Source organism: Gordonia rubripertincta, assembly GCF_038024875.1.
Lineage (GTDB): Bacteria > Actinomycetota > Actinomycetes > Mycobacteriales > Mycobacteriaceae > Gordonia > Gordonia rubripertincta.
Window position 1 is genome coordinate 4,412,502 of record NZ_CP136136.1, and the last position, 23,309, is coordinate 4,435,810.

Genomic DNA, 23,309 nt, shown 5'->3' on the forward strand with positions numbered 1-23,309 from the left:
CTGCAAGGTATCGCGTGGGTCCGACAAGTCCTTCCGGCGCTCCCGGCGTCGGTGATGTTGCTCGTCGATCCCGATATCTCAGACGCGGCGGCGGTCCGTACGGTTCCGTCTGGTCACCAGAATGAACGAACAGGTGTTCGATGGCAAGTGTGACACGCGGGGTGTGTCACCACCGCGGACGCGGCACGTCGAAGTCGCGGCAGATGGCGACCCAGACGTCGCGCGGGTCGACGCCCTCGTCGATCGCCTGCGCACCGGTGCGGCCGGCGAACTCGGTGAGCACGTGGTCGACGAGGATCGAATCCGCCCGGGTCACACCGAATTCGGTGGTCATCAGTTCGTTGAACTCGGTCAGGCGCACAGCCCCACCCTACGTTCGGCGACCGCAACGGGATCCACGGTGTCGGCGCCACTCGCTCCGATTCGTTCGGCGCACCGGGTGTGGCCGGGGTCGTCGAGGACCGCGCGGACGGCCTCGGCGACGCCGGAGACCGTGAGCGGGCGTACCCACCGGCCGGCACCCGCACGCTGGAGGCGGTTGGCCAGTTCCCACTGATCGCCGCCACCGGGTACCGCGACCACCGGCACCCCGGCGGTCATCGCCTTCGCGAGAATCCCGTGTCCGGAGCCGCAGATGAGTACCCGGGCGTGGGCCAGCACCTCGTCCTGCCGTCCCAGTCCCGCGGTGATCGGGGCGGGCGCGTCCCCACCGAAGCGGGCGAGGTCGTCGGCCGACGGGCGGTGCAGCCCGGAGACCACGACACGGACGCGACGGCCCAGTACCCGTTCGGACAACGCCTCGAGCACCCCACCGACCATGTCCGCGGCGCCGGTCTCGGCCGTCGACGGTGCGAGCACCACCAGCGGTTCGTCACCGTCGGGGCGGTCGAAGACGTCGTCGGTGGGCTCCCACAGCAGGGGGCCGACCAGGTGGGTGTCGACGGGCCAGTCGGGGCGCGCCACCTCGAGACCGGGCAGAGTGGCCACGAACCGCGCGGACGGGCCGTCATCGACGGCAGGTAGACCGATCGACACCCGTGCGGCGGCGCGCTGCCGTTCGCCCTTGCGGATGGAGGTCGCGGTTGCAGCACGCATCAGCGCATCCCGGAGGCGACCGCGGAGTTCGGTTCCGGGAGCGAGACCCGACCCGATCGGCGGAAGCCCACGCGACGGCAGGTACAGCGGGTGGGGCGACAACTCGATCCACGGCAGGCCGTTGAGCTGCGCCGCCCATCCCCCGCACACGGTGATGACGTCGGAGACGACGAGATCGGCGCCGGCCTCGGACAGCACGGGTGCCAGCAGTTGCGCCATCCGCGCCGCACGGGCACTGAGCTTGTCCCCGGCGTCGGCGTCGTCGTCGACATCCGTGGCCACGAGGCCCGGGAGTTCGGCGATGTCCATACCGCGGCGACGCGCGGCCGCCGACCAGTTCAGTCCGGTGTAGACCGTTGCCCGGTGCCCCGCCGCGACGAACCGCTCGGCGAGGGCGAAGGCCGGAAAGGCATGTCCTGCATCAGAACCCGCGACAAGTGCGACATGCACGCGCCGGGGATCAGTTCTGCGCGGGCGGCTCGGTGGTCGGCGGGGTGGCCTGCGTCGCCGGCTGGCCCTTCTGCAGCGGCGGTGCGGTGGCACCGGCGGACGGCAGGGCGTCGCCGCGCATGCTGGCGCGGATCTGCTCGAGGCGCGAGTGGCCGGCCATCTGGATGCCGGCCTGCTCGACCTCCTGCATACGGCCCTGGACAGAGTTCTTCGCCAGCTCGGCCGAACCGAGGGCATTGGCGTAGCGGCGCTCGATCTTGTCGCGTACCTGGTCGAGGCTCGGGGTGTTGCCGGGCACCGACAGCTCGCTCATCTGGTTGAGCGATGCGCTGACCTGCTCCTGCATCTTCGCCTGCTCGAGCTGGCTGAGCAGCTTGGAGCGCTCGGCGAGCTTCTGCTGGAGGATCATCGCGTTCCGCTCGACGGCCTTCTTGGCCTGGTCGGCGGCCTGCAGCGACTGGTCGTGCAGTGATTTGAGGTCTTCGACGCTCTGCTCGGCGGTCACCAGCTGGGCCGCGAAGGCCTCGGCGGCGTTCGTGTACTCGGTGGCCTTCTGGGTGTCCCCGGCGGCTGCGGCCTGATCGGCGAGCGTCAGTGCCTGGCGGGTGTTCGCCTGCAGGCGTTCGATGTCCTCGAGCTGCCGGTTGAGCTTCATCTCGAGCTGTCGCTGGTTGCCGATGACCGAGGCGGCCTGCTGCGACAGCGCCTGATGCTGACGCTGAGCATCTTCGATCGCCTGCTGGATCTGGACCTTCGGGTCGGCGTGTTCGTCGATCTTCGCGTTACCGAGTGCCGTCAGGTAGCGCCACAACTTCACGAACGGGTTCGCCATGCTCTACGTCACTCCATTCAAGGGTTTGAGAACTGTGCAGACCAATCTAGTGGCTGCGCGTTCCCGTTTGGGCCACAGCACGCCGAATGGTCATTCGGACGATCTGGGGATCAGGCAGCGGCCAGTGCTGTCGCGTCGCGGCGTCCGGCAGGTGCGGGGATGACCACCTTGGTCGCGGTGAGCCCGGCCTCGGCGACCTCCGGGGCCACGGTCTCGGCGGGACGCATCGCGTGTCCGACGTCGAGGAGGAGGTCGGCGATCTCCACATCGAGTGCGTCACAGATCGCCGCGAGCAGTTCGCTCGAGGCCTCCTTCTGACCGCGCTCGACCTCGGAGAGGTAACCGAGACTCACGCGTGCACCGGTGGACACCTCACGCAGGGTCCGACCTTGCTGCGTGCGGACCCGACGAAGGCTGTCGCCGAGCGCCTCACGTAAGAGCATCGCCATCGAGTCTCCTCTCCCTGTTCACTCCTCAGCCAACGCCTCACGCGGCCGGATCGTTCCCCGGCCGCGATTCCCCCGACAGTAGTCGAACTCAGCGGCCCGCGCCGGTTCCTCCGACGGCCCGTCGCGTCTGCGGCGCCGGGGCCGGATCGGGGGTGTCGGTGGCGGACCCGCCGGAGCGCACCTTGACCGCCTGCCAGGTGTAATCGAGCCCGGTGTAGATGGTCACGATCACCGCGAGACCCATCAGGATGCCGGCGGCGATCTGCCATCCCCCACCGAGGGGCGCCAGGTACAGACCGATGGCGACCGCCTGCAGCAGGGTCTTCAGTTTCCCGCCGCGGCTGGCGGGGATCACCTTGTGTCGCAGCACCCCAGAAGCGCAGCGCCGTGACCCACAATTCGCGCGCGATGATCACCGCGGTGACCCACCACGGCAGGATGCCGAGGATCGAGAGTCCGACCAGCGCACCACCGATGAGGGCCTTGTCGGCGATCGGGTCGGCCATCTTGCCGAAGTCGGTGATCAGACCCCGCCGGCGGGCGATGCGCCCGTCGTACCGATCGGTCAAAGCGGCGACCGCGAAGACGACCGTGGCGACCGTGCGCCACACCGTGGACTCACCGGACTCGATGAACAGGGCAGCCAGGAACACCGGGACCAGGACGATCCGGAAGACGGTGAGTGCGTTCGCGATGTTGACCACCGGGACCGGGTCGACGGGATCGGTGATGTGGTCCGGCCCGCGGCCCACATTTGCGATACCTTTTTCGTCGACGGCCCGCCGAATGCGATCGGTCATGAGCACACCCCCGGGCGCGGACGTGTTCCGCGATACACGGGAATTCTCATACGCACGCTCAACAGGGTATCGGCCCGCGCCGTGCAGAAGGTGAACCGGGCCTTTGCGCGGGGCACGCGTCCCCATGTCGCCAGGACGCGCGCGCCGGAGGAGGACTAAGGTGATCTCCCATGTCCCCCGTCTCCCCGGAGCCCGCCGAACCCGAATCTGCGGCGGATCCCGTTGCGCCCGAACCGACTACTGGCGATGTCGTGGTGCGACGCGCGCGTACCTCGGATGTGCCGCGCATCAAGGAACTGATCGACAAGTACGCGGGCAGGATCCTCCTGGAGAAGAACCTCGTCACCCTCTACGAGTCCGTGCAGGAGTTCTGGGTCGGCGAACTCGACGGGCAGGTCGTCGGCTGCGGGGCGCTCCACGTGCTGTGGGCCGATCTCGGCGAGGTCCGCACGGTCGCGGTCGACCCCACGTTCTCCGGACGCGGGATCGGTCACAAGATCGTCGGCCGGCTGATGGAGATCGCCCGCGAACTCGAACTGTCCCGCGTGTTCGTGCTGACCTTCGAGACGAGCTTCTTCGCCCGGCACGGCTTCAGCGAGATCCAGGGCACCCCGGTCACGCGGGAGGTGTTCGAGGAGATGTGCCGCTCCTACGACACCGGCGTCGCCGAGTTCCTCGACCTGAGTTATGTCAAACCCAACACCCTGGGGAACACCAGGATGCTGGCCACCATCGAGCAGGAGTGAGCAGATGCCCTATTTCGCCGTCCAGTACACCTACCGTCCGGCCAAGGCCGCACTCCGCGACCAGCACCGGCGGCTACACCGGGAGTGGCTCGGCGAGGAGAACAAGGCGGGCAACGTGCTCATTGCCGGCCCGTACCCGGACGGGTCGGGCGCGCTGATCATCATCAGCGCGGCCGACCTCGAGGCCGCCGAGGCCTTCCTCGCCAACGACCCGTTCCAGGCGCACCAGGCCGTCGACGCCGTGCGGATCGACGAGTGGAACCAGGTCTTCGGACCGTTCTGACGGATCGCGTCAGGTCTGCGCCTGATTCTTCGCGGCCGCCGACCTGCTCTTCACCAGGCTCGCGACGGTCGTGATCACGAGGACCCCGATGATCACCGACAACGACACCGGTGTCGAGATCTCCGGGACGCTCACATGCTCGCCGCCGTTCACGAACGGCAGCGTGTTCTCGTGCAGGGCGTGCAGCACCAGCTTGGTACCGATGAACGCGAGGATGATCGACAGGCCGACCGAGAGGTACACGAGTCGGTCGAGCAGGCCGCCGAGCAGGAAGTAGAGCTGACGCAGACCCATCAGCGCGAACGCGTTCGCGGTGAACACCAGGTACGGCTCCGAGGTCAGGCCGTAGATCGCGGGGATGGAGTCGAGGGCGAACAACACGTCCGTGAAACCGATGACGATGAGCACCATCAGCATCGGGGTCGCGAGCCGCCTGCCGTTGACCCGGGTGAACAGCTTGTCGCCGTCGTAGGTGTCATGGGTGCGCAGGAATCGCTTGACGAACCGTTCGAGCCGGCTCTCCCGCTCCACCTCGTGTTCGACGGGGTCGTCGCTCTCGCGGATCAGCTTGACCGCGGTGAAGATCAGGAACGCGCCGAAGAGGTAGAACACCCAGCTGTAGGCGTTGATCGCGGCCGCGCCGACGGCGATGAAGATGCCGCGCATACCCAGCGCCATCACGATGCCGAGCAGCAACACCTTCTGCTGATACTCCGGTGGGACGGCGAAGCGCGCCATGATGATGACGAACACGAAGAGGTTGTCCACCGAGAGCGCCTTCTCGGTGACGTAGCCGGCGAAGTACTCCCCGCCGAAGGTGCCGCCCCACTTCCACCACACGAACACGCCGAAGACGACGGCGATCGAGATGTAGATCGTCGACCAGACGGCCGATTCCCGCAGTGACGGCGCATGGGGTACGCGTACGTGGGAGAAGAAGTCGAACACGAACAATCCGAGGATCACCGCAACGGTGATCAGCCACACGGATACAGATACATCCACAGTTTCCTCCAGCAGGCAGCTTCAGCTGACGAGCCAGAGGTCTCTCCCACCGGAATCGGAGGCCGACGCTCCGGGTCACCGAGGCGGTGATGATCGGCATCACCGCGGATCGGCACCGTACTGACGGAGACGCCGCGTCGGGGATACTCCCCTCATGGATCTGGCGGCCACCTTACCGGATGCCGGTGGGCGGCCGCCGAGATCCCAGGTCAGAGGCCCGTCAGTCCTCGGCTGAGTCGTCGTCTCCGCCGCCGCCGGTGATGGAGGCGATGACCCCGGCGAGGTCCTCGGGCTTCACGAGCACCTCGCGCGCCTTGGAGCCCTCGCTCGGTCCGACGACCCCACGCGTCTCCATGAGGTCCATGAGACGACCGGCCTTGGCGAAGCCGACGCGCAACTTCCGCTGGAGCATCGACGTCGAACCGAACTGGCTCGAGACGACAAGTTCGATCGCCTGCAGCAGGTCGTCGAGGTCGTTGCCGATGTCGCTGTCGATGTCCTTCTTCTCGCCGGCCTTCGCCGCGGTGACACCCTCGGTGTACTCGGGTTCGGCCTGCTCCTTGGTGAAGTCGACGACCGCCGCGATCTCCTCGTCGGAGATGTAGGCGCCCTGCATGCGGATGGGCTTGTTGGCGCCCATCGGCAGAAACAGACCGTCACCCATGCCGATGAGCTTCTCCGCACCCGGCTGGTCGAGGATGACGCGCGAGTCGGTCAGCGACGACGTGGCGAACGCCAGGCGCGAGGGCACGTTGGTCTTGATCAGACCGGTGACGACGTCGACCGACGGGCGCTGCGTCGCGAGCACCAGGTGGATGCCCGCGGCACGCGCCTTCTGCGTGATGCGCACGATCGCCTCTTCGACGTCGCGCGGTGCGGTCATCATCAGGTCGGCGAGCTCGTCGACGATGGCGAGGATGTACGGGTACGGCTTGTACACCCGCTCGCTGCCCAACGGGGTGGTGATCTCGCCGGACCGCACCTTCGCGTTGAAGTCGTCGATGTGACGCACCCGCGAGGCCTTCATGTCCTGGTAGCGCTGCTCCATCTCCTCCACCAGCCACGCAAGGGCGGCGGCAGCCTTCTTGGGCTGCGTGATGATGGGGGTGATCAGGTGCGGGATGCCCTCGTACGGGGTGAGCTCCACCATCTTCGGGTCGATGAGGATCATGCGGACCTGGTCGGGGGTGGCACGGCTGAGCAGCGACACCAGCATCGAGTTGACGAAGCTCGACTTACCCGAACCGGTCGAACCGGCAACGAGCAGGTGCGGCATCTTCGCGAGGTTCGCACTCACGAAGTCGCCCTCGATGTCCTTGCCGAGACCGATGACGAGCGGATGCTTGTCCTTCCGGGTCGACGACGCACTGAGGACGTCGGCCAGACGGACCATCTCACGGTCGGCGTTGGGCACCTCGATACCGACCGCGGACTTGCCGGGGATCGGCGCGAGCAGGCGGACGTTGTCGGTCGCCGCGGCGTAGGCGATGTTGCGCTGCAGCGCGGTGATCTTCTCCACCTTCACGCCCGGCCCGAGCTCGACCTCGTAGCGGGTGACCGTCGGTCCGCGGGTATAACCGGTGACCGCCGCATCGATCTTGAACTGCTCGAGGACACCGGTCATCCGGTCGATCATCTCGTCGTTGGCGCTGGTGCCGGCCTTCGGCGGATCACCCTCGAGCAGCAGGTGCGGGGGCGGCAGGATGTAGTCGCCCTCGCCGGCCGGCTCCGACGGTGCGAACGCCTCGTCGTCGAGCTCGGGTTCCGGATCGGGGACGGGTGCCGGCTTCGGAGCCGGGCGCGCGGCCGGCGTCGTACGCCGCGCAGCTGCCGGGCGGGCCGGCGGTTCGATGACCTCGGTCGTCTGGTCGTCGGCGGCATTGTCGCCGAACGGTTCGGTGTAGGCGTCGGCGAAGTTCTCGGTGACCGCTTCCTCGATCGGCTCCTCGGCGACCTTGGCCGGCTTGCGGCGCGACCGGCTCACCGGCCGCGACGGGGTCTCGTCGGGCGGGTAGTTGTCGTAGGGGTTCGGCGAGTACGAGCGACGGTTCGCGCGGGAGCCGAAGGCGTCATCGTCGTCGGCGTCCGCCGCGGGATCGCCGAAGTCGGGATCCTCGTAGTTCTCGGCGTCCTCATCCCAGTCGAGGTCGCTCTCCCACGGCGCGTCGTCGGCGCCGGGAACACCCAGTCCGAGGTATCCGGCGGCAGCGTCGACGACCTCACGTACCGTCCGTCCACTGAGGATCAGGACTCCGAAAGCGATGCACAGCAACAGGATCGGCACCGACACCCAGGCGGTGACGCCTGTGGTGAGCGGCGTGCCGATGGCGAAACCGACGAAACCCGCCGCCGACGAACGGCCCGGCAGATCCAGCGGTGAACCGGCGATGAGATGCATGATGCCCAGCAACGGCAGCACCACCAGGGCACCGCCGCCGAGGTAGCGACCACGGCGCTCGGGTGCCGGGGGACGTCGCATCAGCATGATCGCGACCACGACGAGCGCCACCGGCACGATGACCGCCGCAGAGCCGACGATCGCGCGGATCAGCGCCTCGATGAAGGCGCCGACGGGTCCGGCGGCACCGAACCAGACACTGGCTGCGAACAGCAGACCCAGCGCGAGAAGGCCCAGCGCCACGCCGTCCCGGCGATGACTGTGACCCTGCCCCCGTGAGGCCTGTCCCCGCGAACCGGGCGCACCATCGGCGTCGAAGTCGTCGTCGTGGTCGTCGTCCGCGTCGACGGCGTCGAGGTCGAAGTCGTCGTCGAACGGACGCGACTCGGTGCGCGGTCCACGGCCGACGCCGGAACCCACGCGAGCCGCGCTGCCGACACCGCGGGCGAACAGCGACCAGCCCGCGCCGATCCCCTTCCCCACCGCAGAAGCGCCGGCGGCGGCCACGGAACGCCGGTGCAGATCGACCGGCTCGGCCGAGGCAGCGGTGTTCCGGCGGCGCGGCGTCGCGGTGGCGGACTGCCGGGATCGGGACCCGGTGCTCGCGGAACGGCTCGACGCGCGCGACGACCCGGATTTGCCCGTACCGGAGCGCGTGGAACCGGTTCGGGTCGACGACTTGCTCGCGGTCCCCTTGCCCGACCGGCTCGCGCCCGAGCGTGCAGCCGACCCGGCGGACCGTCCGGTGCTCTTGCCACCCGACCGTGTGCCGGATGTCCTCGCCCCAGACGCGGACGTGCGCGTACCCGTGCTTGCCTTCGAAGCCATACCGACAGACTAGTCGGCAGTGTTCACTTCAGTCACACGGGCAACACTGATAACGGCGACGTGTCGAAGTTGTTACCCGCCCGCATCGCCGACACGCCCTACAGGCCGTGAGAACTCTCACGAACCGCGGCGATCGCGTCCGGATCGCCGTCGAAGGTGACCGCCACGGGGCGGCGTCCGAACGCGAAGAGGACGAGTTCGCCGATCGATCCCGTGACGACGACGTCCTTGCCGGAGCCGACGGTGACGAGGTCCTCGCCGGTGGTCGTGCGCAGGGTGACGCGTGCGGGGATCTTCTTCAGGGTCATCTTCGCCATCGAGGTGACCGGACCGCGCAGCTCGGCCTCGAGTTCGGGCGACAACGTGCGCGGCGTCCAGCGACCCTCCGGATCCGCTCCCCCGCGCAGCACGTCCTCGTGGTGGACGAACATCTCGGCGAGGTTGGCGAACCGGTCGACCAGTTTGAACGGCGAGTAGATCGGCGGTCCGGAGGCGAGTTCGGCGAGCAACTCGTCGAAGTCTCGCCGGGCGGCCCCGGCCCGCACCTTCTCGGTGTACCCGGCGAAGGCCGGGATCACGATGCCGGGCCCGGTGTCGGGGCGTCGTTCGCGGACGACGAGATGAGCCAACAGATCGCGGGTGGTCCAGCCCTCACAGAGGGTGGGCGCGTCCGGGCCCACCTTCTTCATGGTCTCGACGAGAGCCGCTCGTTCCTCCTGTGCACCGGTCACCCGGCCCACAGTAGCGAGAAACTAGTCGGCGCCGACCGCGAGCACCGTCGGCACGATCATCGGGCGCCGGCGGTAGGTGTCGGAGACCCAACGGCCCACGGCGCGCCGGATTCCCTGCGCGATGCGGTGCGCGTCGCTGACACCCTCGGCGGCCAGCGAGTCGAGAACCTGGTTGACCAGGTCGGCGGCCGACTTGAGCGCGTCCGGGTCGTCGGAGAAGCCGCGGCCGGAGACCTCCGGCGAGCTGACCGCGCGACCCGTCGTCGCATCGATGGCGACGGTGATCGCGATGAAACCGCCCTCGCCGAGCACGAGGCGCTCGGACAGGGTCGACTCGCCGACGTCACCGACGGACAGTCCGTCGACGTAGACGTGCCCGACCGGAACGCGTCCGACGATCTCGGCGCGTCCGTCGACGAGGTCGACCACGACACCGTCCTCGGCCAGCACGACGCGGTCCTCGGGCACACCGGTCGCGACGGCGAGTGCCGCGTTGGCGCGCAGATGGCGCCATTCGCCGTGCACCGGCATCACGTTCGACGGCCGCACCGCGTTGTACAGGTAGAGCAGCTCGCCGGCCGAGGCGTGACCGGACACGTGGACCTTGGCGCTCTGCTGCGTGATCACGGTGGCACCGCGCTTGGCCAGGCCGTTCACCACGGCGAAGACCGAGTTCTCGTTACCCGGGATCAGCGAGGACGCCAGCACGACGAGGTCGTCGGCGCGGATGTTGATCTGGCGGTGCTCGCCGCGTGCCATCCGCGACAGCGCCGACAGCGGCTCACCCTGCGAACCGGTGGAGATCAGCACCACGCGATGGTCGGGAAGCGTTGCGGCGGTGTCGATGTCGACGACCACCCCGTCGGGCATCGACAGGTAACCGAGGTCCTGCGCGATCTGCATGTTCCGCACCATCGACCGGCCCACGAAGCAGACGCGCCGGTTGTGGGTGTGCGCGACGTCGATGATCTGCTGGATGCGGTGTACGTGGCTGGCGAAGGACGCGACGATGACGCGCTGCCTGGCCTTGCCGATCACCTGGTCGAGCACCCCGCCGATCTCGCGTTCGGGGGTGACGAAGCCGGGGACCTCGGCGTTGGTCGAGTCGACGAGGAACAGGTCCACGCCCTCGTCGCCGAGGCGGCTGAAGCCGGCGAGGTCGGTCAGGCGACCATCGAGCGGCAGCTGGTCGAGTTTGATGTCGCCGGTGTGCAGTACGACGCCCGCGGGTGTGCGGATCGCGACGGCGATGGCGTCGGGGATCGAGTGGTTGACCGCGAAGTACTCACAGTCGAACGGACCGTGACTGGTCGTCTCCCCCTCGGTGACCTGGACGAGCTTCGGCCGGAGGCGGTGTTCGCGGCACTTGGCGTCGACGAGCGCGAGTGTGAACTTCGACCCGACGACGGGGATGTCACTTCGCAGCCGCAGCAGGAACGGGATCGCGCCGATGTGGTCTTCGTGGCCGTGGGTGAGGATCACCGCGTCGACGTCGTCCATGCGGTCTTCGATGTAGCGGAAGTCCGGCAGGATCAGGTCGACGCCGGGCTGCTGATCCTCGGGGAACAGCACGCCGCAGTCGACGATCAGGAGACGGCCGTCGTACTCGAAGACGGTCATGTTGCGGCCGATCTCGCCGATACCGCCGAGCGCGACGATCCTCAGTCCACCCTTGGGCAGGCGGCGCGGGGTGCCGAGGCGATCGACGGGAGCCGGGGTCGCCTGCTCGTTGCGACGGCCCCCGCGGGGGTCGCCGCCGCGTTCGTGGCGGCCGCGCCGACCACCGGACGACGAACCGGACTTCTGCTTGGCGGCGTGTTTGGGGTGCGGTTTCAGCCTTCGGCGCAGTCTCGGCCTTGGGGTGCGTTCCCAGATTTCCGTGCGGCAGGAGCGTCGGGCGCGGTCGTGGCCGGTACCGGATCCACCGGCACGGCCTCCACCGGCGGTGTGACGGGGGGTCCGGCCTTACGGGAGGCGGCGCGGCGTCGGGTGCGCGGCGTCCGCGTTTCGGGACCGTTGGTGTCGCTGCCGGTGTTGTCGGTCATCAGGCGAGAACACCTGCCGCACGTAGGTCCACGATCAGCTCCTCGATCTGAGGCCCGGAAGCGGGCACCTGCGGCAGGCGCGGATCGCCCACCTCGAGTCCGAGAATGCGCAGCGCGGCCTTCACCATCGTGACACCTCCGAGGCGTCCCATGGCGTTGACGAGCGGGAGCATCGACGTGTTGAGGGTCCGGGCCGTGGCGAGATCCCCCTTCTCCACCGCGATCTGCATCTCGCGCAGGCGATCCGGCACGAGGTGCCCGATCACGCTGACGAATCCGGTGGCGCCGATCGACAGCCACGGCAGGTTGAGTGCGTCCTCGCCCGAGAGGTATTCGAGCTTGGTGGTGGCGATGAGGCCGGCGGCCGAGTGCAGGTCGCCCTTGGCGTCCTTGACGCCGCGGATGTTCGGGTGTTCGGCGAGGGCCAGCATCGTCTCGTTGGCGATGGGCACGACCGAGCGCGGCGGGATGTCGTAGAGCAGCACGGGAAGTGCGGTCGCGTCGGCGACGGTCCGGAAGTGCGCGAGGAGGCCGGCCTGCGGCGGCTTGGAGTAGTACGGGGTCACCACGAGCAGACCGTGGGCGCCGATCTTCTCCGATTCGATGGCGAACCGCACGCTCTCGGCGGTGTCATAGCTACCGGCACCCTGGGTGATGCGGGCGCGGTCGCCGACGGCGTCCAGCACGACACGCAGCAGGTCGAGCTTCTCGGGCACGGTGGTGGTCGGCGACTCGCCGGTGGTTCCGGACACGACCAGCCCGTCACAACCCTTGGACACGAGGTGGTCGGCCAGGACGGCGGCCTTGTCCAGATCGAGACTTCCGTCGGGACGGAAGGGGGTCACCATCGCCACCACGTTCGTCCCGAAGGGATGCTCGTGCAGCGGTTCCTGGACTGCGTTCATGGTGCTAAAGGCTACCGCCTCCGTATCCGTGACGGGTCTCACCCTTCCAGCACGAACGGTGAGGTCGCGACCTCGGTGCCGTCGGCGAGCGTGCCGATCTCGAAATCTCCGAACACAGTGGGCGCCACCTGCATCAATTGCCGCAGGCATTCGACGGCGAGCTGGCGGATCTCGACGTCGGCGTGCTCGGTGGCGCGCATGCCGACGAAGTGCCGCCACGCCCGGTAGTTGCCGGTCACGACGATCTTGGTCTCGGTGGCGTTCGGGAGCACCGATCGCGCCGCCTGACGTGCCTGCTTGCGGCGCAGGATCGCGTTCGGGACGTCGGCGAACTTCGCCTCCAGCGCGTCGAGGAGTTCGGTGTACGCCGCACGGCTCGCGTCGGTGGCGGCGGTGAAGAGCTCCTCGAGGTGCTCGTCGCCGACGATCGCGGGCGGCGCGACGACATTGGAGTCGTGTTCGGGCACGAAGCGCTGCGAGAGCTGCGAGTAGGAGAAGTGCCGGTGGCGGATCAGCTCATGGGTGCACGAGCGCGAGATCCCGGAGATGTAGAAGGTCACCGAGGCGTGCTCGAGCAGCGACAGGTGCCCGACCTCGAGGATGTGCCGGAGGTAGCCGGCGTTGGTGGCGGTGCGGGGGTTGGGCTTGTCCCAGCTCTGGTAGCAGGCGCGGCCCGCGAACTCGACGAGCGCCTCACCGCCCTCGGCGTCCGTGCTCCACGGCACGTCCTCGGGCGGGGTGAACTGGGTCATGGCGACCATCTGCACCTTCAGCGGCACCAACTCGGACACGCAGTCCCCTCCGTTCGACGTTTGTGTGACCTGATTGTCCCCCACCGCTCCGCCGGGCTCGGATTCGGCCTGAAGTCGCGGTCCGCGGTGGGTAAGGTCCCTATGTGTCCACTCGGCATGAGTCCACCCGACGGACTTTCCTGCGAACCGGTGCGGTCGTCACCGGCGCCGCCCTCACCTTGCCCACCCTCGCCGAACCCGGCCCGGCGCAGGCCGCCCCGCGGAACGTCTTCGTCCACGGCATCGCCTCCGGCGATCCGCTGCCCGACGCGGTCATCCTGTGGACCCGCATCACCCAGTCCCCTGCGTCGACGCCGGGTTCCGGTGTGGGACAAACGTGTTCGGTCCGTTGGGAGATCGCCCGGGACGCGGGTTTCGGTGCGATCGTCGGTTCCGGGGTCGAGCAGACATCGGCCGAAAAGGACTTCACCGTCAAGGTCGACGCCACCGGGCTGAGTCCGCGGACGACGTACCACTACCGGTTCACCGTGACGTCGGGACCGGCCGCCGGGGCCACCTCGCCGGTCGGCACCACCCGCACCGCTCCCGCCACGAGCGCCGACGTCGCACGAATCCGCTTCGGCGTCGTTTCCTGCGCCAACTGGGAGGCGGGTTACTTCTCGGCCTACCGTCACCTGGCCGCCCAACCAGGACTCGACGCGGTGATCCATCTCGGCGACTATTTCTACGACTATCAAACCGGCCGCTACACAGGGAAAACCGGAACCGTCCGGGTCCATGACCCGCGCCACGAGGTTGTCACGCTGCGCGACTACCGGACGCGGCACGCCCAGTACAAGACCGACCCGGACCTCGCCGCACTGCACCGGAAGGTGCCGTTCATCCCCGTCTGGGACGACCACGAGACCGCCAACGACGCCTGGAGCGGCGGCGCGGAGAACCATCAGCCGAACGAGGGCCCGTGGCCGGTCCGGCGCGCCGCCGCGCTCCGCGCCTACTCCGAGTGGATGCCCATCCGCCCCGGCGTCGACCCGCAGGGCCGACACCTGTTCCGCCGACTGCGGTTCGGGAAACTGCTCGAGCTGTCGATGCTGGATCTGCGTTCCTACCGCGACCTGCAGGTGAGCGCACGGTCGGCGAGCATCGACGACCAGGCTCGCACGATCACGGGGAAGGCGCAGATGTCGTGGCTCACCAACGGGCTCATATCGTCGGAGACCCGCTGGAAGATCGTCGGCAACCCGGTGATGATCACGCCGGTGCTGATCCCGCCGCTCGATCCGGCGACGACCGGTGCGGTCACCTCGATGCTCGGGGTCCCGAAGGAGGGAATCCCCTACAACGCCGATCAGTGGGACGGGTATGCCGCCGACCGTCGGCGTCTGCTCGACTCGATCCGGACCAACCGCGTCGACAACGTCGTCTTCGTCACCGGCGACATCCACTCGTCGTGGGCCTGCGATGTCCCGGTCAACGTGGCGAACTATCCCGGCGCCGGGACCGTCGCCACCGAACTCGTCGGCACCTCGGTCACGGCGACCAACGTCGACGACATGTTCAACGTGCCGCCGGACACCGCCGGCGTCGCGGCGTCGGCGGCGTTCCGTTCGGCGAACCACCATGTGCGTTTCTGCGAGCTGGACGCGCACGGGTACTCGGTCCTCACCGTCACCCCCGCGGCGACCCAGATGGACTGGTACTACGTGAACAACAAGATCGACCCGCGGTCGGGCCAGTTCTACGCGAAGTCCTACCGGGTGCGCAGCGGTACGCAGCGGGTCGAGCCGGTCGGCCGACCCGCCGTCTAGCTCTGGTCCAGGATCGCCGACAGCTTGGCGTGGGTGTCGGGCCAGCCGTGCACGGCGATCGAGGTGATGCCCAGCGCCTTGACCGGGTAGTCGTTGCCGCCCTCGTCGAGGCGATCACCGAAGAACAGGATGTCCGAGGTGGTCAGGCCGAGGATGTCCATCAGCTTGAGCGCGCCGTACGCCTTGTCGATGCCCTTCTTGGTGACGTCGACCGACGTCGAACCGCCGCTGCGTACCTCGAGGTCGGGCAGCCGTTCGGCGGCGTAGGCGCGCAGCGACTCCTTCTTCGCGCCGTCCGGATCCCAGGCGGCCTTCGCGTCGACCGGCGCCTTCTGCCCGAGCGCGCTGAAGGTGATCTGGCTGCCGCGGTCCTCGAGGATCTCGCCCCAGGTCTCGGTTTCCCAGATGCCGAGTTCCTTGGCACCGGTCTCGAGGACGTCGAGGGTGCGCTTCTTCTCGTCGTCGGTGAGGTACTCGGCGTAGACGGTCTCCCACTCGTTGCCCGCCCAGCGCACGTACTGGGTGCCGCAGGTGGGCATCAGGTGGAGGTTGCCGACCGAGTCGAAAGTGCCGAGACGCGCGAGGACCTGCTTCTCGAACTGCGTGAAGTTGCCGCCGGAGATGATGCACCCGAGGCTGACGTCGAGCATCCGGCGGAGCAGGTCCACCATCTGGTCGTCGAGCGGGCTCTTCGAGGGTGCGAGTGTGTCGTCGAGGTCGAACATCACCAAGCGGTAGTCGTTGCCGTCATACGACACGGTCATCGTCGGTTCTCTCCTTCTGGTCGTCCCCGGTTGTTGTCCCGCTGTTTCGCGGCCTCCCGGTGCTCAGCATCCCATCACGGCTCGGAGATCGCGCGCGAGGTCACCCTTCGTGCCCACCGACACGTCGTCGAGGTCGAGCCAGCCCGCGAATGTGCGCAGGTCGGCGGCCAATCGATCGGCGACGACGCCGCGATCGTGTCCGGGCTCACAGAAGGCGCCGAGTACCAACAGGGTTCGGGATCTGCGGTCGGCCTTCAGGTCGACGCGGGCCGCGATGTCGGTGCCCAGCAGGTACGGCAGCACGTAATAGCCGTGGACACGTTTGTGCTCGGGGACGTAGATCTCGATGCGGTAGTGGAAGTCGAAGAGGCGCTCGGCTCGTGGCCGGAAGAAGACGAGCGGGTCGAACGGCGAGAGGATCGCCGAGGTGTCGATGCGGCGCGGCATCGGCGCACCGTCTGCGAGATAGGCGGGGTCGCGCCATCCGTCGACCGAGACCTCGTGCAGCACACCCGAATCCACGAGGTCGGCGACGGCCGGCCGGGCGTCGGCCGGTTTGAGGCGGTAGTAGTCGGCGAGGTCGGCGACGGTCGCGACACCCAGTGAGCGCGCGGCCCGGGCGATGAGATCCCGGTGCGCCTGCGCGCGATCCGGGTGCTGCGCGGCGATGTCGGCGCCGACGACCCGTTCGGTGAGGTCGTAGTGACGCATGAAGTTGCCGTTGCGCACCGCCGACAGGTCGCCGGCGGCGAACATCGCCTCGCACAGGTGCTTGATCTCGCCGCGCTGCCACCAGCTCCCGGCGGTGCCCGGCTCGCGTTCGATGCCGAGCTCCTCCTCGATCGTCCTCGGCATCGCGGCGCCGATCTCCTCGATCACGCTGCGGACGTCCTCGGCGAGACTCCGGTTGCGGCGCATGACCTCACGCGTGTGCCGATACCGCCCGTCGGCGAATTCGTCCATGCGCCAACGGAACAGCGGCCAGTCCTCGACCGGGATGAGAGCCGCCTCGTGAGCCCAGTATTCGACGAGCAGACGCTTCCCGCGGACCGGTTGCCAGGCGGCGCGATGCAGGAGGTCGGGGTCGTAGGGTCCGAGCCGGCTGTAGAGCGGCATGAAGTGCGCTCGCGCGACGATGTTGACCGAATCCATCTGGAGCAGACCCGTCCGGCCGACGACCCGCTTGAGGTGGGCCATGCTCGGGGCGCCCGACGGTGCACGGTCGGCGAATCCCTGTGCAGCGAGCGCGGTTCGACGGGCCTGAGCCGAGGTGAGACGCTCCGGTGCCATCAGCGCGTGTAGTCGACGAATCGGTAGGCGGTGCCGGTGGTCGAGGTCTGCCACTCCCCCTTGTCGGCGACGGTCCACCCGGGACCGATCTCCGGCGCGAACGCGTCGGCTCCCGGTACGTCGACATCGATCTCGGTGACGTACAGTTCCGTGGCGTGATCCATGGCGAGCCGGTAGATCTCACCGCCGCCGATGACGCCCACGGTGTCGCCGTCGGCCAGGCTCAATGCCTCGTCGATCGTCCGGGCGGTCAGCGCACCGTCTGCCAACCAGTCCGCATTGCGGGTGACCACGATGTTGGTGCGCCCGGGCAGCGGCCGGAACCTCGGCGGCAGGGAGTCCCACGTCTTGCGGCCCATGATGACCGGGTTGCCGAGCGTCTTCTCCTTGAACCGCGCCATGTCCTCGGGGACGCGCCACGGGATGGTGTTGTCACGACCGATCGCCGCCCCCTTGCCGGCGACCTCGCGGCCCTGCGCCCAGACGAGCCGGACCCGGCGGGTCACACCGCCACCGGCGCCTTGATCCCGGGATGCGACTCGTAGCCGACGATCTCGATGTCGTCGTACTCGTAATCGAAGATCGAATCCCGCTTGCGCAGTTCGAGTTTCGGGTACGGATACGGATCGCGCGAGAGCTGGAGGGTCACCTGGTCGACGTGGTTGTCGTAGATGTGGCAGTCGCCGCCGGTCCACACGAACTCACCGACCTCCAGGCCCGCCTGCTGCGCCATCATGTGGGTCAGCAGGGCGTACGACGCGATGTTGAACGGCACGCCGAGGAACAGGTCGGCCGAGCGCTGGTACAGCTGGCAGGAGAGCTTGCCGTCGGCGACGTAGAACTGGAAGAACGCGTGGCACGGGGGCAACGCCATCTGCGGGATCTCCCCCACGTTCCATGCCGACACGATGTTGCGTCGTGAGTCGGGGTTGGTCTTCAGCGTCTCGAGCGCTGCGGAGATCTGGTCGATCTGCTCCCCCGACGGCGTCGGCCAGCTGCGCCACTGGACGCCGTAGACGGGTCCGAGGTCACCGTTCGCGTCGGCCCACTCGTCCCAGATGGTCACGCCGCGCTCCTGGAGCCAGCGGACGTTGGAGTCTCCGCGCAGGAACCACAAGAGTTCGTAGATGATCGACTTGAGGTGCACCTTCTTGGTGGTGATCAGCGGAAAGCCCTCGGCGAGGTCGTACCGCAGCTGATGACCGAAGACGCTCTTGGTTCCCGTCCCGGTGCGATCCGCCTTCGGGGTGCCCGTCTCGAGCACGAGGCGCAGCAGGTCCTCGTACGGAGTGGGGATCGTCCCGGTCGATGAGATGTCGCGGATGGCCGTGCTCACGGTGGCCAGTCTAGGGGTTGGTCAAATCGGAGACTCGGTGACACGAGGTTGTGACTGCTGAGGCTGGTGTGATCAGAACGGGTATTCTCCTCCCGTGGCCACTCGCAGCACGACCCGCGCCAACCGCTACGCCAAGCGGCGTCGTAAGCGCGTCGCCTCCCGCGACAACGATCTCACCGACACCCAATGGCTCGCTCTTCAGGACGCGTGGGGCGGGTGCGCGTACTGCGGTGCCGACGGGGTCGCTCTGCAGCGCGACTGCATGCTGGCCATCTCGCGCGGTGGCCGGTACACGATCTCCAACGTCGTCCCATGCTGCGGTTCGTGCAACGCGAGCAAGTGCAATTCCGAGGTCACCTCCTGGATGCGACGGAAGAAGCTCGACGAGAAGGCGTTCCTGGTGCGTCAGTACGAAGTCAGCAAGCTCCTCGCCGACGTGGAGTAGTCCGGAGTCCACGACCGGGCTGCTCCAGAAGTGTTCCGCGGAACGCTCGGTTGCAGCACACTGGGACCATCCCGGTGAAGGAGAGACGACGATGAGCTTCGAGACCTCGGCAGGTACACGTGGCGGCCGTGTGCCGAAGGGACCGTTCATGCGCATCGTGAACAAGGTCGTCGCGCCGATGATCCGCCGCAAGGGACAGTTCGGCGGGATGAATGCGCTCGTGCTGACGACCGTTGGCCGCAAGACCGGTCGGGAACGGGTGACCCCGCTCGCCTGGTTCCCGGGCCCCGCCGGCAGTTGGCTGATCGTGGCGTCGGCGAACGGAGCCGTGAACAACCCCGGTTGGTACCACAATCTGAAGGCGAACCCGGACAAGGCCCGCATCGAGGTGGACGGCAAGACCGTCGAGGTCCGCGCCCAGCAGCTCCACGGCGACGAACGCGCCCAGGCCTGGAATCAGATCAACGAGAACGAGCGGTTCGCCGGGTATCAGGAGAAGACCGATCGGGAACTGCCGATCATCAAGCTGACCCCCAGGTAGGTGTTCCGCGGAACACTGCCGCGGTCAACGGTCCTCGGGCCTATCGACCATCGACAGCCGTGTTCCCGGAGTCAACAGGTCATCCACCACCTCGACGACATGTGGTGTCCGAGTTGCGATTCCCATGAGGCGCCCCGCGGTCGCCGCCGAGACGACGACGGTGTCGGCACCCGAGCGGCGTAGCAGCGACACGTTCTGCGCGTCGCGGACCACACCCGCGATGTTGGCCCCGGGACTGAGCTGGCGGGCGGTAAGGGTGATCAGGACGGCTGTCGCGTCGCTGTGAACAGCGATGAGGATGGCACGGGCCGCGCCGACCTCGGCCAGCTTGAGGACCTCCCTCCGTGTCGCGTCTCCACGAACAGCCACCAGGTTGAGCGATTCCGCGGCGTCGAGCGCGTTCGGGTCGCTGTCGACCACCACGAGATTCGCGGTGTCCACGCCGGCGTCGATGAGCGCGCGGGCCGCACTTCGACCTTTGGTGCCGAAGCCGACGATCACGTGATGGTCGCGCAGGTTGTGCCGCCACCGCTGAATCCGCCACGCCCGACGAGACCGTTCGGTCAGCACCTCGAGAGTCGTCCCGATCAGCACCACCAGGAACAGGACGCGCAACGGCGTGACCACGAGGACGTTGACAACTCGAGCTCCCGGGGTCATGGGAGCGATGTCGCCGTAACCTGTGGTCGAGAGCGACACGGTGACGTAGTACAGACAGTCCAGGAGTGTGAGTGGAGCATCCAGCGCGTGGCTGTAGGCATCCCGGTCGACGTAGACCACCGCCGTCGCGATCGAGATGACACCGACGGCGATGGCAACGCGTATGCCGATCGCACGTACCGGATTCTGTGCGCGTTCGGGAACGTTGATCAGGCCGAGTCCGGTCTGCTGCATGTCACTGCTCTCGCTGGTAGACGTCGGGGATCCCGTCGTGGTCGTCGTCACGCGCCTCTTCGCGAGCAACCGCGCGGTAGTGACGATTTCGTAGCCGAAGGAGAACTGCGGCCGCCGACGCGGAGATGAGGGAGCCGGCCAGGACCCCGATCTTCACCAGCTCGTCGCGTTCGGTGCCCGATTCGTAGGCGAGGTCACCGATGAGTAGCGACACCGTGAATCCGATTCCGGCCAGCATCGCGACGCCGACCACGTCGATCCACCGCACGTCGGCGTCGAGCGATGCGCGGGTGAAGGTGGCCAGCAGGGCGCTGGTGCCGACGATCCCCACCACCTTGCCGATGACGAGCCCGAAGACGACGCCGAGCGCGATGGGATCGCCGAGGGCGGCACGGAGACCGTCGAGCCCGCCGATGGCGACGCCTGCGGCAAAGAATGCGAACACCGGGACCGCGAAACCTGCTGAGAGGGGCCTGATCCGGTGCTCGAACTGTTCGGCGAGACCCGGCTTGCCCGCGTCGTCGGATTTTCGGTGCAGAACCGGAACGGTGAATCCGAGCAACACCCCCGCGACGGTTGCGTGCACTCCTGACTCGTGGACGAACGCCCATGTCAGCACCGCGAGCGGAAGCAGGATCCACCAGGCGCGTATCCCCCGCTGCACACAGATCGCGAACGCCGCGAGTGGCAGGAGCGCGAGCGCCAGAGCCGAGCCGTTGATGGTGTCGCTGTAGAACACCGCGATGACGGTGATCGCGAGCAGGTCGTCGACCACCGCCAGGGTCAGGAGGAAGGTACGCAGTGCCGCGGGCAGATGTGTGGAGATCACCGCCAGCACCGCGACCGCGAAGGCGATGTCGGTGGCCGTCGGGATGGCCCACCCCTGTACAGCACCGTCGCCGGCTCGTGCGGTGAATGCCACGAAGATGACGGCCGGTACCGCCATGCCCCCTATGGCGGCGACCACCGGCAGCGCGGCACGGGCGGGGTCACGCAGGTCGCCGGCGACGAACTCCCGCTTCAACTCCAGGCCGACGATGAAGAAGAAGATCGCGAGGAGGCCATCGGCTGCCCAGGTCGCGAGGGTGAGGTCGAGGGGCAGGCCGAGGGCGTCGGTACCGAGTCGAACATCGGCGAGATCGAAGTACGCAGCCGACCATGGGGAGTTCGCCCACGCCAACGCGGCCACGGTGGCGATGAGGAGCAGCATCCCGCCGACGGTTTCCTTGCAGAGGATGTCGGTGATGCGGGAGGTCTCCGGCCAGGAGCCTCGGGCGAACAGGCGCGGTTTCGGTTCAGAGTGCTGGAGTGGGTGCATAGTCGTCCTCGGTGGTGCGGCAACGTACGCGTCGCCGCAGACCGCGGAACACGACCAACGACGAACACGCAGCCGACCAGACTTCCCGGCACTCCGGGAGACAGCTTAACAGCGCACCGGACAAATCGGCGTCACGAATGTTCCGCGGAACGCTCTACCCCCTGTGCGGGCGGCCGGAATCACGCGGCCGCAGGACTGGCCGTCGCCTGGCGCTGCTTCCAGTCCCACACCGCATAGATCACCTCGGTGGCGTACCCGAGGTCGAGTTGCCCGCCACCGACCGGCACCGTCGCATCCGCGGCAATCCGGCCGTCCGGTCGCCATTGTCCGGGCGCGCCTGTCGGAGGACTCGCCTTTGTCACCGAACCATCGGACATATGGAACGAAAACCGTTGCTGCCCATGTCCCTTGATCGCGAACTCGCCCCTATGCAATGCTCGATGACACGAGCCGCACAACAGAATCAGGTTGTCCAACTCGGTCTCCCCACCGGCCGACCAGAACACCACATGATGCGCGTGCAGATGCCGCGTCCGCCCACATCCCGGCGTCTGACAACACCGATCCCGCAGGAACAACGCCCGAATCATCGCCTTGGACGGAGCCCGCTGCTTGCGCCCCAACCCCAACAACGCCCGCTTCCCCGGACTTCCAGGAACCCTTCTGGACAACGCTTCTCGTAGCGACGCACCGCAGGTCGCTTCCCCGACCTCCGCCTCAGAGAGCGCCGGCCCGTCATCCAGATGCGCATGCTCCACCCCGTCTCCGACATGGACCAAGATCTCGGCCCCGGGAGCGAGGTCGGGCATCGCGATTCCCTCATGCACCATATCGGCCATCGCCACCACCGCCGCAGCAATATTCGACGGTACGTTTCGCCACAGATCCCGACGATTCGCCGGCTTCACCTCCGAATCTGTCTCCCCGGATTCGGTTTCCAGTTCGCCGGGAGTGTTCCGCGGAACACTCGGCAGGTCCGGATCGCCCATCGTGCGAGTGCGTTCATACTCCGCACGCACCGTCCCTGCCAGAAACCGCGCCCCATCAAGAGGCGTCAGGGTCATCGACACCGACAACGATCCATCCGCATTCCACTTCCACCGAGCCCACGACTCCGCCGGCGGCGTCAACTCCGCACCATCGCTGTAACCGCGGTCGATCTGACGCATCGCCCGCACCGCCTTCTCCAGCTGCGACGCTGTGCACGACAACGCCAGATTCACCAACTCCGGCTCACGCAACGGGGTCGCCACCCGCGTCAGCGCTCGCACCTTCGAATACGTCAGCCGACCTGAAGTGCTGCCGGATCAGCGGGAGCTCGCCCAACGCCTTGGCCACCCGCACCTGTTCATGTGCCGTCCGCGGCGCAATCCCCGCCTTCCAGGAGAGCCAGTGCGACAGTGAATGAATTCCCGGCCCACGCCATGAGTCCCGCTCATCCAGTTCCGCCACCAGACCAAGGAACTCAGCCGTCAACGCCGTGATCTGTGCGGCATAACCGACGACCCGAACCTCGAGTACCTCGTCCGACAACAACTTCGGATCCGTGCCGTCGAACATCGACGACACACCCCCGCCACGCAACGCGGTAACA

General features: G+C 67.8%; 21 protein-coding genes and 2 pseudogenes. 5 read left to right on the plus strand and 18 right to left on the minus strand.

Going from position 1 to position 23,309, the window contains the following annotated elements:
• Positions 1–166: 166 nt before the first annotated feature.
• The 5 genes and pseudogenes from RVF83_RS20025 to pgsA all read right to left on the minus strand — a co-directional run bounded on the left by RVF83_RS20025 (position 167) and on the right by pgsA (position 3,626).
• Positions 167–361: a DUF3046 domain-containing protein gene (locus tag RVF83_RS20025; RefSeq protein WP_005197392.1), complete on the minus strand. Its 195-nt coding sequence runs from the start codon at positions 359–361 to the stop codon at positions 167–169.
• Entirely contained in the window at positions 352–1,545 is a 1,194-nt protein-coding gene (locus RVF83_RS20030) for a glycosyltransferase (protein ID WP_005197397.1), read from the minus strand. The genes RVF83_RS20025 and RVF83_RS20030 overlap by 10 nt, the downstream gene beginning before the upstream one ends.
• A 10-nt stretch (positions 1,546–1,555) precedes the next feature.
• Positions 1,556–2,377, minus strand: coding sequence for a phage shock protein PspA (gene pspA, locus RVF83_RS20035; protein ID WP_005197400.1), 822 nt, complete (start codon positions 2,375–2,377; stop codon positions 1,556–1,558).
• Between the two features lie 110 nt (positions 2,378–2,487).
• Positions 2,488–2,826: a helix-turn-helix domain-containing protein gene (locus RVF83_RS20040; protein WP_005197401.1), complete on the minus strand. Its 339-nt coding sequence runs from the start codon at positions 2,824–2,826 to the stop codon at positions 2,488–2,490.
• Positions 2,827–2,914: 88 nt separating this feature from the next.
• A pseudogene (gene pgsA / locus RVF83_RS20045) lies at positions 2,915–3,626 on the minus strand (CDP-diacylglycerol--glycerol-3-phosphate 3-phosphatidyltransferase).
• A gap of 170 nt (positions 3,627–3,796) precedes the next feature.
• Between pgsA and RVF83_RS20050 the strand changes: the two are divergent.
• Positions 3,797–4,372 (plus strand): amino-acid N-acetyltransferase, encoded by a 576-nt coding sequence (locus tag RVF83_RS20050; RefSeq protein ID WP_005197405.1) that lies wholly within the window; start codon positions 3,797–3,799, stop codon positions 4,370–4,372.
• A gap of 4 nt (positions 4,373–4,376) precedes the next feature.
• A complete protein-coding gene (locus tag RVF83_RS20055; RefSeq protein WP_005197407.1) occupies positions 4,377–4,655 on the plus strand; it encodes a YciI family protein in 279 nt (92 codons plus the stop codon).
• Between the two features lie 9 nt (positions 4,656–4,664).
• On the opposite strand, the gene RVF83_RS20060 is transcribed toward RVF83_RS20055, so the two are convergent.
• The 6 genes from RVF83_RS20060 to thyX form a co-directional block, all read right to left on the minus strand.
• Positions 4,665–5,660 (minus strand): TerC family protein, encoded by a 996-nt coding sequence (locus RVF83_RS20060; RefSeq protein WP_039880261.1) that lies wholly within the window; start codon positions 5,658–5,660, stop codon positions 4,665–4,667.
• A 220-nt stretch (positions 5,661–5,880) separates the two neighbouring features.
• A complete protein-coding gene (locus tag RVF83_RS20065; protein ID WP_168432558.1) occupies positions 5,881–8,886 on the minus strand; it encodes a DNA translocase FtsK in 3,006 nt (1,001 codons plus the stop codon).
• 98 nt (positions 8,887–8,984) lie between these two features.
• Positions 8,985–9,617 (minus strand): TIGR03085 family metal-binding protein, encoded by a 633-nt coding sequence (locus RVF83_RS20070; RefSeq protein WP_039880274.1) that lies wholly within the window; start codon positions 9,615–9,617, stop codon positions 8,985–8,987.
• 21 nt (positions 9,618–9,638) lie between these two features.
• Positions 9,639–11,237, minus strand: coding sequence for a ribonuclease J (locus RVF83_RS20075; protein ID WP_341261972.1), 1,599 nt, complete (start codon positions 11,235–11,237; stop codon positions 9,639–9,641).
• Positions 11,238–11,661: 424 nt separating this feature from the next.
• Positions 11,662–12,567, minus strand: coding sequence for a 4-hydroxy-tetrahydrodipicolinate synthase (gene dapA / locus RVF83_RS20080; protein ID WP_005197420.1), 906 nt, complete (start codon positions 12,565–12,567; stop codon positions 11,662–11,664).
• Positions 12,568–12,605: 38 nt separating this feature from the next.
• Positions 12,606–13,358 carry an FAD-dependent thymidylate synthase gene (gene thyX, locus RVF83_RS20085; RefSeq protein ID WP_005197423.1) on the minus strand — a complete coding sequence of 251 codons (753 nt, stop codon included), beginning with the start codon at positions 13,356–13,358 and terminating at the stop codon, positions 12,606–12,608.
• A 104-nt stretch (positions 13,359–13,462) separates the two neighbouring features.
• Between thyX and RVF83_RS20090 the strand changes: the two genes are divergently transcribed.
• On the plus strand, positions 13,463–15,127 hold the full coding sequence (locus RVF83_RS20090) for an alkaline phosphatase D family protein (protein ID WP_005197426.1): 1,665 nt from the start codon (positions 13,463–13,465) through the stop codon (positions 15,125–15,127).
• Here RVF83_RS20090 and RVF83_RS20095 read toward each other — a convergent pair.
• The 4 genes from RVF83_RS20095 to RVF83_RS20110 form a co-directional block, all read right to left on the minus strand.
• The gene (locus RVF83_RS20095) at positions 15,124–15,891 is read right to left on the minus strand and encodes an HAD-IIB family hydrolase (protein ID WP_005197428.1); all 768 of its coding nucleotides are present in this window, start codon (positions 15,889–15,891) and stop codon (positions 15,124–15,126) included. The genes RVF83_RS20090 and RVF83_RS20095 overlap by 4 nt on opposite strands.
• A gap of 63 nt (positions 15,892–15,954) precedes the next feature.
• Positions 15,955–17,181: a winged helix-turn-helix domain-containing protein gene (locus RVF83_RS20100; RefSeq protein ID WP_005197430.1), complete on the minus strand. Its 1,227-nt coding sequence runs from the start codon at positions 17,179–17,181 to the stop codon at positions 15,955–15,957.
• Positions 17,181–17,687 carry a dihydrofolate reductase gene (locus tag RVF83_RS20105; RefSeq protein ID WP_005197432.1) on the minus strand — a complete coding sequence of 169 codons (507 nt, stop codon included), beginning with the start codon at positions 17,685–17,687 and terminating at the stop codon, positions 17,181–17,183. The genes RVF83_RS20100 and RVF83_RS20105 overlap by 1 nt, the downstream gene beginning before the upstream one ends.
• Complete coding sequence (locus RVF83_RS20110; protein ID WP_005197434.1) at positions 17,684–18,517, minus strand: thymidylate synthase; 834 nt, start codon at positions 18,515–18,517, stop codon at positions 17,684–17,686. Before RVF83_RS20110 ends, RVF83_RS20105 begins: the two co-directional genes overlap by 4 nt.
• Positions 18,518–18,611: 94 nt before the next feature.
• Between RVF83_RS20110 and RVF83_RS20115 the strand changes: the two genes are divergently transcribed.
• A complete protein-coding gene (locus tag RVF83_RS20115; RefSeq protein ID WP_005197436.1) occupies positions 18,612–18,962 on the plus strand; it encodes an HNH endonuclease in 351 nt (116 codons plus the stop codon).
• A 91-nt stretch (positions 18,963–19,053) separates the two neighbouring features.
• Positions 19,054–19,503, plus strand: coding sequence for a nitroreductase/quinone reductase family protein (locus RVF83_RS20120; RefSeq protein WP_168432557.1), 450 nt, complete (start codon positions 19,054–19,056; stop codon positions 19,501–19,503).
• Between the two features lie 24 nt (positions 19,504–19,527).
• Here RVF83_RS20120 and RVF83_RS20125 read toward each other — a convergent pair whose 3' ends face one another.
• The 3 genes and pseudogenes from RVF83_RS20125 to RVF83_RS20135 form a co-directional block, all read right to left on the minus strand.
• On the minus strand, positions 19,528–20,397 hold the full coding sequence (locus RVF83_RS20125; RefSeq protein WP_005197091.1) for a potassium channel family protein: 870 nt from the start codon (positions 20,395–20,397) through the stop codon (positions 19,528–19,530).
• Between the two features lies 1 nt (position 20,398).
• Positions 20,399–21,715 (minus strand): Na+/H+ antiporter NhaA, encoded by a 1,317-nt coding sequence (nhaA, locus tag RVF83_RS20130; protein WP_005197089.1) that lies wholly within the window; start codon positions 21,713–21,715, stop codon positions 20,399–20,401.
• 179 nt (positions 21,716–21,894) lie between these two features.
• Positions 21,895–23,275: pseudogene (locus RVF83_RS20135) on the minus strand (HNH endonuclease).
• Positions 23,276–23,309 lie beyond the last annotated feature (34 nt).

Bases quoted from the DNA above. Each gene is read 5' to 3' on its own strand.
- RVF83_RS20055 (WP_005197407.1), top strand. From the start codon at position 4,377: ATGCCCTATTTCGCCGTCCAGTACACCTACCGTCCGGCCAAGGCCGCA.
- RVF83_RS20065 (WP_168432558.1), bottom strand. From the start codon at position 8,886: ATGGCTTCGAAGGCAAGCACGGGTACGCGCACGTCCGCGTCTGGGGCG.
- dapA (WP_005197420.1), bottom strand. From the start codon at position 12,567: ATGAACGCAGTCCAGGAACCGCTGCACGAGCATCCCTTCGGGACGAAC.
- nhaA (WP_005197089.1), bottom strand. From the start codon at position 21,715: ATGCACCCACTCCAGCACTCTGAACCGAAACCGCGCCTGTTCGCCCGA.
- RVF83_RS20125 (WP_005197091.1), bottom strand. From the start codon at position 20,397: ATGCAGCAGACCGGACTCGGCCTGATCAACGTTCCCGAACGCGCACAG.
- pspA (WP_005197400.1), bottom strand. From the start codon at position 2,377: ATGGCGAACCCGTTCGTGAAGTTGTGGCGCTACCTGACGGCACTCGGT.
- RVF83_RS20095 (WP_005197428.1), bottom strand. From the start codon at position 15,891: ATGACCGTGTCGTATGACGGCAACGACTACCGCTTGGTGATGTTCGAC.
- RVF83_RS20100 (WP_005197430.1), bottom strand. From the start codon at position 17,181: ATGGCACCGGAGCGTCTCACCTCGGCTCAGGCCCGTCGAACCGCGCTC.
- RVF83_RS20050 (WP_005197405.1), top strand. From the start codon at position 3,797: ATGTCCCCCGTCTCCCCGGAGCCCGCCGAACCCGAATCTGCGGCGGAT.
- RVF83_RS20120 (WP_168432557.1), top strand. From the start codon at position 19,054: ATGAGCTTCGAGACCTCGGCAGGTACACGTGGCGGCCGTGTGCCGAAG.
- RVF83_RS20040 (WP_005197401.1), bottom strand. From the start codon at position 2,826: ATGGCGATGCTCTTACGTGAGGCGCTCGGCGACAGCCTTCGTCGGGTC.
- RVF83_RS20075 (WP_341261972.1), bottom strand. From the start codon at position 11,237: ATGACCGTCTTCGAGTACGACGGCCGTCTCCTGATCGTCGACTGCGGC.